The sequence below is a fragment of the Corallococcus sp. CA054B genome, assembly GCF_003611625.1.
Lineage (GTDB): Bacteria > Myxococcota > Myxococcia > Myxococcales > Myxococcaceae > Corallococcus > Corallococcus coralloides.
The window spans coordinates 19,778-28,239 of sequence record NZ_RAVY01000131.1; the positions used below are offsets into that span (position 1 = coordinate 19,778).

Consider the following 8,462-nt stretch of genomic DNA (forward strand, 5'->3'; position numbering starts at 1 on the left):
GTGCCGCTAATCGCGGCAGCGCGCCTGCCTCTTCAGGGTTGCTTCCACCTTGACCGTGGAACCCGCCGGGGACGGCGTGCCCACGGATACGTCCTCGTCCGCGTGGCATTTCGCCTTCAGCGTGAGTTCCCGCGTGCCCCATGGCACCCGGATGGTGGCCGGGGTGACGGCGCCCAGGTCCTTGTTGCCCTGGTAGATGGCCGCGCCCTCGGGCGTGGACTCGATCCGCACCTCCACGGGCGCGCGATCCAGGGTCGCCGCCACGTCCAGGCTGTTGTTGTTCACGGCCATCTTCTTGAGGAAGGGCACGTAGCCAGGGGCGGTGACCTCCACCAGCGGGGTGTCGCTGCTGAGCAGGAAGTCGTTGTTCACCGGCTCCTGGGAGCCGTGCTTCCGGGCGACCTGGCTGTCGATCTTCACCTCGGCGTCCGCCGGCTGGGTCTTGAAGATCACGACCACCGAGCGCGCCTGCCGTTTGAGGGCCACCGGCACCTGCGTGGCGTTGGCGCCCTCGGACACCATGACGGACTGGTTGAAGGCCTCGTAGCCCGGAGCGGTCACCACCACCAGCACGTTGCCCACGGACATGGGCTTCAGGGCGAAGCCGTTGGGGGGGAACTTCTCCGGAGGACCCGCGTTGATGGACACCATCGCGACGTCCTTCGCCTCCAGCGTCTTGAGCTCCACCATCACGTAGCCCTGCGCGGGCTTGCTCGGGGAGAAGACCAGGGCCACGCCCACCAGCAGGAACAGCGACGCCAGACCCACGGCGCCGTAGAGCAGCCGCTTGTCCATGCCCTTGAAGCCCAGCCCCCGGGCGGGAGCCTCCGGCTCGGGCGCGTTCTTCTGGCGGGCTTCCTTCGCGGGCGGACGCGTCGCGTTCCCGTTGTTGAGGACCGGGGGCGCGGGCGGACGCGGCGCCGGTTCCGGCAGCGGGTCCGGCCGGTGGAGGCGCTGCGGCGGACCGTCGTTGCCCCGGTTCGGCGTCGGACGGGGCGCGGGCGCGTCGTTGGCCATCAGCGTGGGCACGTTGGTCAGCGACGGACGCGGCGGCGCGGCGCTCAGCACCGGCGCGCTGTTCTGCGACAGGCGCGGCGGCGCCGGAGGCTGGGGCAGCGACGAGGGCGGCGGGATGACCGCGGTGCGGCCCGCCACGTCCTCACCGTCGTCGTCGGGCGTGGCCGGGGACTCCAGCGGCGTGACGGCACGGCCAATGGCGGCGCCCGGCTGGGTGGTGGGCTCCGGCGAGTCGTTGAAGACGGCGTCGCGGTCCACCATCTGCGTCGCCAGCTCTTCGTCCTCCTTGGGCGAGGGCGCGGCCGGCGCGGCGGTCAGCTTGGGCAGCGCCGCCAACGTAGGCGAGCGGCGAGCGCCCTGCGCGGTGCCACCGGAGTTGGAGGCGCGCGGCGGCGGCGCGGCGACGGGCTCCACGGCAGGCGTGGACGGCGCCACCGCGGGGATGTTGGTCATGCTCTGCGTGGGCACCGGGGACGGGCCGCTGTAGCCCGCCTCGATGGCCGCCAGCATGCCATCCGGCGCGCGGATGTCCGCGTACTCGGCCAGGCGCTGCTTCTCGCGTTCCACCTCTTCGGCGAACGTGGACTTCATGTACTGCATGAGGTCCTTGCGGCCGAAGATGGAGTCGCTCGTCAGCAGGAAGCGCTGGAGGTCGTCGCCCAGCTCGCTGGCGTACTGGTAGCGCTCCTCCACGTCCTTCGCGAGCGACTTGAGGACGATGCGCTCCAGCGCCTCCGGGATGCGCCGGTTGTACGTGGACGGCGACGGCACCTCCGCCTTGCGCACCTTCTCCAGCACGCTGAAGTCGCTGTCGCCCACGAAGAGGCGCTCGCCGGTGAGCATCTCGTAGAGGCACACGCCGATGGCGAACACGTCCGAGCGGCGATCCAGCGGCAGGCCGCGGATCTGCTCCGGGCTCATGTAGCCGAACTTGCCCTTGAGGATGCCGGCCTGCGTCTTGGTCGCCTTGCCCGCAGCCTTCGCGATGCCGAAGTCGATGACCTTGACCTCGCCCTCGAAGGACACGAGCACGTTCTGCGGCGAGATGTCGCGGTGGACGATGTTGAGCTCGCGCCCCATCCCGTCCTTCTTGCGGTGGGCGTAGTCCAGGCCCTCGCACATCTTCGCCACGCAGAAGGCGACCAGCGGCACGGGCGCGGGCTCACCCTTCTTCCGGCAGCGGTCGAAGATGGCCCGCATGTCCTTGCCGGGGATGTACTCCATCGAAATGAAGTAGCTGCTGGCGATCTGCCCCAGCTCGTAGATCTGCGCGATGTTGGCGTGGGTCAGCTGGACGCTGATCTTCGCCTCATCGATGAACATCGAGATGAATTCTTCATCCTCGGCGATGTTCGGCAGGATGCGTTTGATGGCGACGAGCCGCTCGAAGCCGCTGGCGCCGAACTGTTTGCCGCGCCAGACCTCCGCCATGCCGCCGATGTTGACGCGGTCCAGGAGGAGATACTTCCCGAACGGGATGGGTTGCCGCTTCGGTTGAGAGGTCGTCACTGTGTGTGGGGGTCGAGTCCTTGCAGGGAGCCTATCGATCGCGGCTCCAAAGGGTCAACCGCGCGCGCGGACCTATTTCCGCCCGCTTGCTCCCCAGGCGACCCCGACTCAGGGCGAAGGGGACGCCGCCGCGCCCCCATCCACGGTGGGGATCTCCAGGTCGATGCCCGGAATGCCCTCGTTCTCCTCCTCGGGCTCCGCGGGGAGCTGGGCGCGCACGACGGCCACGCGCGGCTCTCCTCGGTGGGAGAGCACGGCGGGCGCACCAAAGCGCACCTCGGCGGGCAGCCCCACCAGCGTCACCCAGGCCTGCTTGCCGTCCCGGGCCACGCAGTAGAGCAGCGTGCCGGCCCGGGTGCCGGGCGCGCCACGGGCCGGGCCCTCGCAGTCCGTGCGCACCTGGAGTGTATAGGCCGGCACCGACGTGCCGCGCTCCAGGTACGGCGGAGCGCCCAGCGCGTCCACCAGGGGCTGTAGCACCTGGGCTCGCGAGGGCACGGATTCCACCGTGGCCAGCTTCTGGGCCTCGTTCTGGAAGCGCTGCAGCGCCACCGCGGCCATCTCCGGCGGGTCCAGCGGCGTGCGGCCCTCCGCCAGCACCAGGTCCAGGAAGAGCGCCAGCACGAGCAGGATGGGCAGCAGCCGGTAGCCCTTGAAGTCCTCCGGCTTCTTTCGCAGCAGTCCCGCGACGAACACGGCCAGGCCCACGCCCGCGAGCCCCAGCACGACGCTGGCGCGCACGGCGGACGGCGGCGTCAGGAGCGCGGAGACCTCCGCGGTCCGGGCGCTCAGGGCATCCGAGAGGTCGCCCCCGTAAATCCACCCGAGCGCCCCCAGGCACAGGACGTTGGTCAGGAGCGTCTTGCGCGAAGGGCCGCTCATCCCGCCAGCGTCCTCGCCGGATCCGTGGCGGCGGCGCGGCGGCTGGGGAAGTACGCCCCGGCGAGCGCGGCCACGAGGCCCAGCAGCACCCCGCCCAGCACCACTCCCACGGGGAAGGAGAAGAAGCTCTCCGGCTTGAAGGGGAAGTTGGGCAGGTAGCCCTTCGCGAGCCGGTCCACGATGAAGGCCAGCACCAGCGCCGCCGCCGTGCCCGCCGCGCCGCCCAGCACGCCCACCACGCCGGCCTCCGCCAGCACGATGGCGCGCACGTCCGCGCGAGAGGCGCCCACCGCCTGCATCACGCCAATCTCCTTGGCCCGCGCGCGCACGGACGAGGACATGGCGTGGGCGATGTTCACCGCCGCCAGCACGCAGATGAGGATGGAGAGCAGCGCCAGCGCGGACGTGGTGAGCGCCACCGCCGCGCCCGCGTTCTCCGCCAGCCGGCGCTCCTGATCATCGATTTCGAAGCCCATCCCCTTCACCGCCTCCACCAGCTCCGGGACGCGCGAAGGGTCCGCGGCCACCAGCGTGACGCCGGAGTAGCTGTCCGCGTCCGCGCCGGAAGCGCGGTTGATGCGCACCGCCGTGTCCAGCGGGATGGTGATGCCCGCGAGCATGGCCCGGTCGGACGCGCCCACCACCTGCGCCTGCTGCGTGGTGGTGGGCCCACCGGACGTGGCCGCCACGTAGGAGCGGTTGAACTCCACCGGGAAGCCGAAGCCGATGAGCATCTCCGCGGACAGCTGCGGCAGCTTGCGCGCGGGCGCGAACGTCTTGTTGTACAGCTCCAAGAGGCGCGTGGAGATGAGCGCGGGGATGGCCTTGCCCTCCCCCGGGTCCTTGAAGTCCTTCGCCTCCGGCAGCCCCACGTCCTTCTGCACCAGGCCGGGGTCCACGCCCACCGCGAGCACCTCCATGCCCATGCGCAGGCGCGAGCCGAAGAACACGCCGTCGTAGCGCGTCACCGCCGGCACGCGGACGTTCATCTTCCGGTACGTCGTCTCCACGCCGGGCAGCGCGGCCAGCCGCTCCACCGCGGCCGCGTCCAGCTTGCCGCCGCCCAAGAGGCCCAGCGACACCGCCGGGGGCACCACGTCCACCAGCCGCGAGTCCGTGGGGAAGATGCGCTCGCGGATGACGCGCCCCACGCCCAGGCCCAGGCCCACGAAGAACACCAGCGCGCCCACGCCCATGGCCACGCCGAAGGCGGAGAAGAACGCGCCCTTGCGTTCCCGCGCGAGGGACAACCTCACCAGTCGCGACAGTGCGTCGAACCTCACGGGGCACCTCGCGACGCCAGGGCCTCCGACGCGGGGGATTCCTCCACCAGCCGCGCGTCCTTGAGCCGCAGCACCCGCCGCGCCACCGCGCTCATGCGCTCCTCGTGGGTGACGGTCAGCACCGTGAGCCCTTCCCTGTGCAGCTCCTGGAAGAGCTGGATGACGCCCGCGCCGGTGGCCGCGTCCAGGTTGCCCGTGGGCTCGTCGCACAGGAGCAGCTTCGGGCCGCCGAAGAGGGCCCGGGCGATGGCCACGCGCTGGCGCTCGCCGCCGGACAGCCGCACCGGCGCGCGGTCCTGCTTGGAGCCCAGGCCCACGCGCTCCAAGAGCTGGCTCGCGCGCTTGCGCCCGTCCGGAGTGGCCGGACCGAAGTGCGAGGGCAGCAGCACGTTCTCCAGCGCGGACAGGTTGGGGATGAGGTGGAAGGACTGGAAGACGAAGCCCACGTGCGTGTTGCGGAAGCGCGCCAGCTCCTTGTCGCGCAGGCCGGTGAGCTTCACGCCGCCCACCTCCACCTGCCCCTGGTAGTGCACGTCCAGGCCGCCCAACAGGTGCAGCAGCGTGGACTTGCCGCTGCCGGACGCGCCCACCACCGCGACGAAGTCCCCGGCCTCCACGTCCAGCGACACGCCGTCCAGGACGCGCACGCGCGAGCCCTCGCCGTCATCGTACTCCTTCACGACATCGCGCGCGTGGATCAAGGCGTGGCCGGGGTGGTCGTAGTGGTGGCGGGCGCGGGCGTGAGCCGCAGGGAGATTTCCGCCTGCAGTGCCTTGTCCTTGCGCGACAGGGCCATGGTCACCGCCCGCAGGTCATCCGTGGCGTCCAGCCAGCGCACCGTGGTGGCCTTGATGGCGAAGCCGCCAATGCCCCACGCGGCGGACGGCAGCGCCTTCACCGCGTCCGCCAGCCGGCGCAGGTCCAGCAGCACCACCAGCGCGGCGTCCTTGCCCACGGACTTCAGGTCCTCGGACACGGGGCCCGTGCCCGCGGGCTGCGCGAGCGAGGCCAGGGTGGACTCCAGGCGCGCCTTGGGCGCCGCGAGCAGCAGCTTGCCGTCCTTGGACAGCGCGAAGTGCGCGCCCTCACCCGCGCGGTACGACGTGAGGTACGCCTTCTGGCCGTTCACGTCCGTGGGCTCCACCTTCGCGCCGAAGCCGCCCGCGAAGCCGGGCACCTTGTCCAGCGTGGCCTGCCCCTTCGCCACATCCTTCACCTCCGCGAGCGCCACCAGGTTGACGAAGCGGAAGGGGTTGGTGCGCCGCAGGTCCAGGTCCGGCATTCCCGAGGACAGGTTGACGTTGGGCGACAGCGACAGCGCGAGCACCATGCCCGGCTTGAGGTTGTCCAGCACCTCCGTCTTCACGTTGAAGCCCGCCTGCTGCACCGCGCGCGTCACCTGCGCGCCGGCCAGGTACGGCCACACGCCGTCCAGCTGCGCCGGGTCGCCGCGGAAGCGCGCCACGAAGAAGCTGTCCTGCGGCAGCCAGCCCGTGAGCGACTCGCCGCCCTTGGGCTCCAGCGCCGCGAGCGACGTCTGCGTGTCCGGCCACGGCGCGTCCGCGCGCAGCGTCACCGCGCGCTCCTCGATGTGGCCCGTGAAGGTGATGCCCTGCACGCTGCCCGCGGGTAGGAGGCCCATGCCGCCCGGCAGCCACACGTGGAAGTCGCGGTCGCCGGAGAGCCGCTTGAGGGACGCCTCCAGCACCGGCTCCTTCGCCAGCGACTGCTCCTCCGGCAGCGCCGCCAGCTCCGACAGCCGTGGCACGCCAGCGCCCGCGGACAGGAGCACCAGGTCGTGCTTGAGGAAGAGCAGGCCCAGCAGGGGCTCCGTGGAGCCCGGGCGGTTGAAGGTGACGAGCCGCCCGGCGTCCACCTTCGCGTCCTTCTCCTCCGTCGCGCCCAGGCGCGTGCGGGCGAAGGTGGCGAAGGTCGTCTTCAGCTTGTCCGCGTCCTTCACGCCCAGGACGGACACCGCCTGCGTGCCGCCAAGGAAGGCCGCGCCCGCGCCGCGCTTCGGGTCGATGCCGGCGTCCTCCAGCGCCTTGCGGCTGCGCAGGTCCACGCCCACCTGCCGCATCACCGCGGACACGTAGCGCTCCGCGGAGGGGAAGTTCTGCAGCTGCGCGACGAACGAGGCCACCTTGAGGTTCTGGAAGCGCGCGAGCTTCTCGCCCAGCGTGCCCAGGTCGTCGATGACGACGGCCGCCTGCGCGGTGCGCGGCAGGTAGCGCGACACGCCCCGGGGCGAATCCGCGGGCCCGGCCGCCTCCTTCCCGCAGCGCGAGCAGCCGGCGAACACGACCAACAGCAGGACCAACGGGAGGAATCCAACGCGGCGGAGCATGGGCGTCAGGACAGGATGCCTGCGGCGGAGAGTCAATCTATTCGTGCTCCGTCCCCGGCCCCTGCCAGTGCCGCAAGGTGCCACGGTGAACAGGTGCCCGTCCGGGCCCGTGCCTGGCCTACCGCACGCGGGTGCCGCCGTGCGGCAGGGGCGCGGAGGTCTCCTCGGTGAAGTCGAGGAAGCGCTCCATCTGGCGCACCGTCTCGTCCGTGGCCTCCGTCTCCGCGGAGAGCACGTCCAGCTGCCGGTTGACGCTCTCCGGGTCGCGGATGGCGATGGACTGCTCGTGCGTCAGGCGCATCAGGTCCTCGATGCCGGCCAGCTGGTGGCTCACCACCTCGCGGCTCTCGCCCGCCTGCTCGAAGCGCATCAGGCGCTTGCGCAGAATTTCCACGCGCTTGCCCTTCACGTCCTTGAGGCGCGGGTTGGCCTCCTCCGCGACCTCCGCCTCCAGCGCCGCCACCTCGGAGGTCAGGTGCTCCCGGTCGGACCCGCTCAGGTACGTGCGGTACTGGTTGAGCGCGGAGATGAGCCGCAGGAAGGACGTGAGCAGCGCGTCCAGCTTGGGCTCACTGCTCGCGGCCAGCACGCGCCCGGCGGGCAGCTTGCGGTAGTTGGCCAGGATCTTCTCCTTCAGCCCCACCAGCTGCTGGTAGTGGTCGCGCTGCGACGGCGCCAGGTCCGCGAGCAGCGAGTCCACCGCCGCGCGCGCGGCCTCCGGGTTGTCCGGCTGCTGCGCCCGCACGGCGCGCTGGAAGCGCTTCATGGACGACAGGACGGCCAGGTAGACGCCCTCCACGCCCAGCGCCACCATCATGGGCAGCGGCTCCTGCGTCACGGCGCTGGACATGGCCGCCGTCGTCAGCCCCACCAGGTTGGCCGGCAGGAGGAACGCGGCCTTGATGTAGTTCGGTGTCTTCGCCACGTCCGACTCCCCTTCCCACTTCCGGCCCGCTTCAGGGCCCCCGCGCCTCGGAGACGTACTTCAGCGCGCCCAGGTCCCGCGTGTCCTCCGCCGGTGGGGGCGCCGTCCCGCGATTGAGCTTCTGGAAGAGCGCCGCGGCGCTCTGGAAGAGCTCGTCATAGGTAACCGGCGCCTCGCCGGAAAGTCCGAAGAAGGCCCGATTGTCCGCCAGTGTCGCGGGCGGCGCGCTGCGGATGGCCTCCGAGGGGTCTCCCAGGTACGGCGCCACCTCTCCCAAGAGCCGCGCCCCGGCCGCCGGGGACTTGAGCACGCCCTGCCCCGTGTCCAGGAGCCCCCGCAGCACCCGCCGCACCGCGTCCGGGTAGCGCGCCGCGAAGTCGCCCCGGGCCACCAGCACCGTGGCCAACAGGTGCGGGGCGTCCGCCGTGGTGGCCAGCACCTTGCCGCCCCGGTCCCGCGCCGCCAGCTCCACGTCGCCCCAGAGCCCCACCACCACGTC

Annotated in this window: 6 protein-coding genes and 1 pseudogene; all 7 read right to left on the reverse strand. The window is 71.6% G+C overall.

The features are described from left to right. Nucleotides 1-6: 6 nt before the first annotated feature. On the reverse strand, nt 7-2,526 hold the full coding sequence (locus D7V80_RS27310; protein WP_120590949.1) for a protein kinase: 2,520 nt from the start codon (nt 2,524-2,526) through the stop codon (nt 7-9). A gap of 108 nt (nt 2,527-2,634) precedes the next feature. Next, nucleotides 2,635-3,408, reverse strand: coding sequence for a hypothetical protein (locus tag D7V80_RS27315; RefSeq protein WP_120590950.1), 774 nt, complete (start codon nt 3,406-3,408; stop codon nt 2,635-2,637). After that, nucleotides 3,405-4,691 (reverse strand): ABC transporter permease, encoded by a 1,287-nt coding sequence (locus D7V80_RS27320; RefSeq protein ID WP_014398964.1) that lies wholly within the window; start codon nt 4,689-4,691, stop codon nt 3,405-3,407. The genes D7V80_RS27315 and D7V80_RS27320 overlap by 4 nt, the downstream gene beginning before the upstream one ends. Beyond that, on the reverse strand, nt 4,688-5,392 hold the full coding sequence (locus D7V80_RS27325; protein ID WP_120590951.1) for an ABC transporter ATP-binding protein: 705 nt from the start codon (nt 5,390-5,392) through the stop codon (nt 4,688-4,690). The genes D7V80_RS27320 and D7V80_RS27325 overlap by 4 nt, the downstream gene beginning before the upstream one ends. Continuing rightward, entirely contained in the window at nt 5,389-7,038 is a 1,650-nt protein-coding gene (locus D7V80_RS27330; RefSeq protein WP_120590952.1) for a hypothetical protein, read from the reverse strand. The genes D7V80_RS27325 and D7V80_RS27330 overlap by 4 nt, the downstream gene beginning before the upstream one ends. A gap of 118 nt (nt 7,039-7,156) precedes the next feature. After that, nucleotides 7,157-7,963 carry a hypothetical protein gene (locus D7V80_RS27335; RefSeq protein ID WP_014398967.1) on the reverse strand — a complete coding sequence of 269 codons (807 nt, stop codon included), beginning with the start codon at nt 7,961-7,963 and terminating at the stop codon, nt 7,157-7,159. Nucleotides 7,964-7,994: 31 nt separating this feature from the next. Further along, a pseudogene (locus tag D7V80_RS27340) lies at nt 7,995-8,462 on the reverse strand (hypothetical protein); the annotation flags it as partial.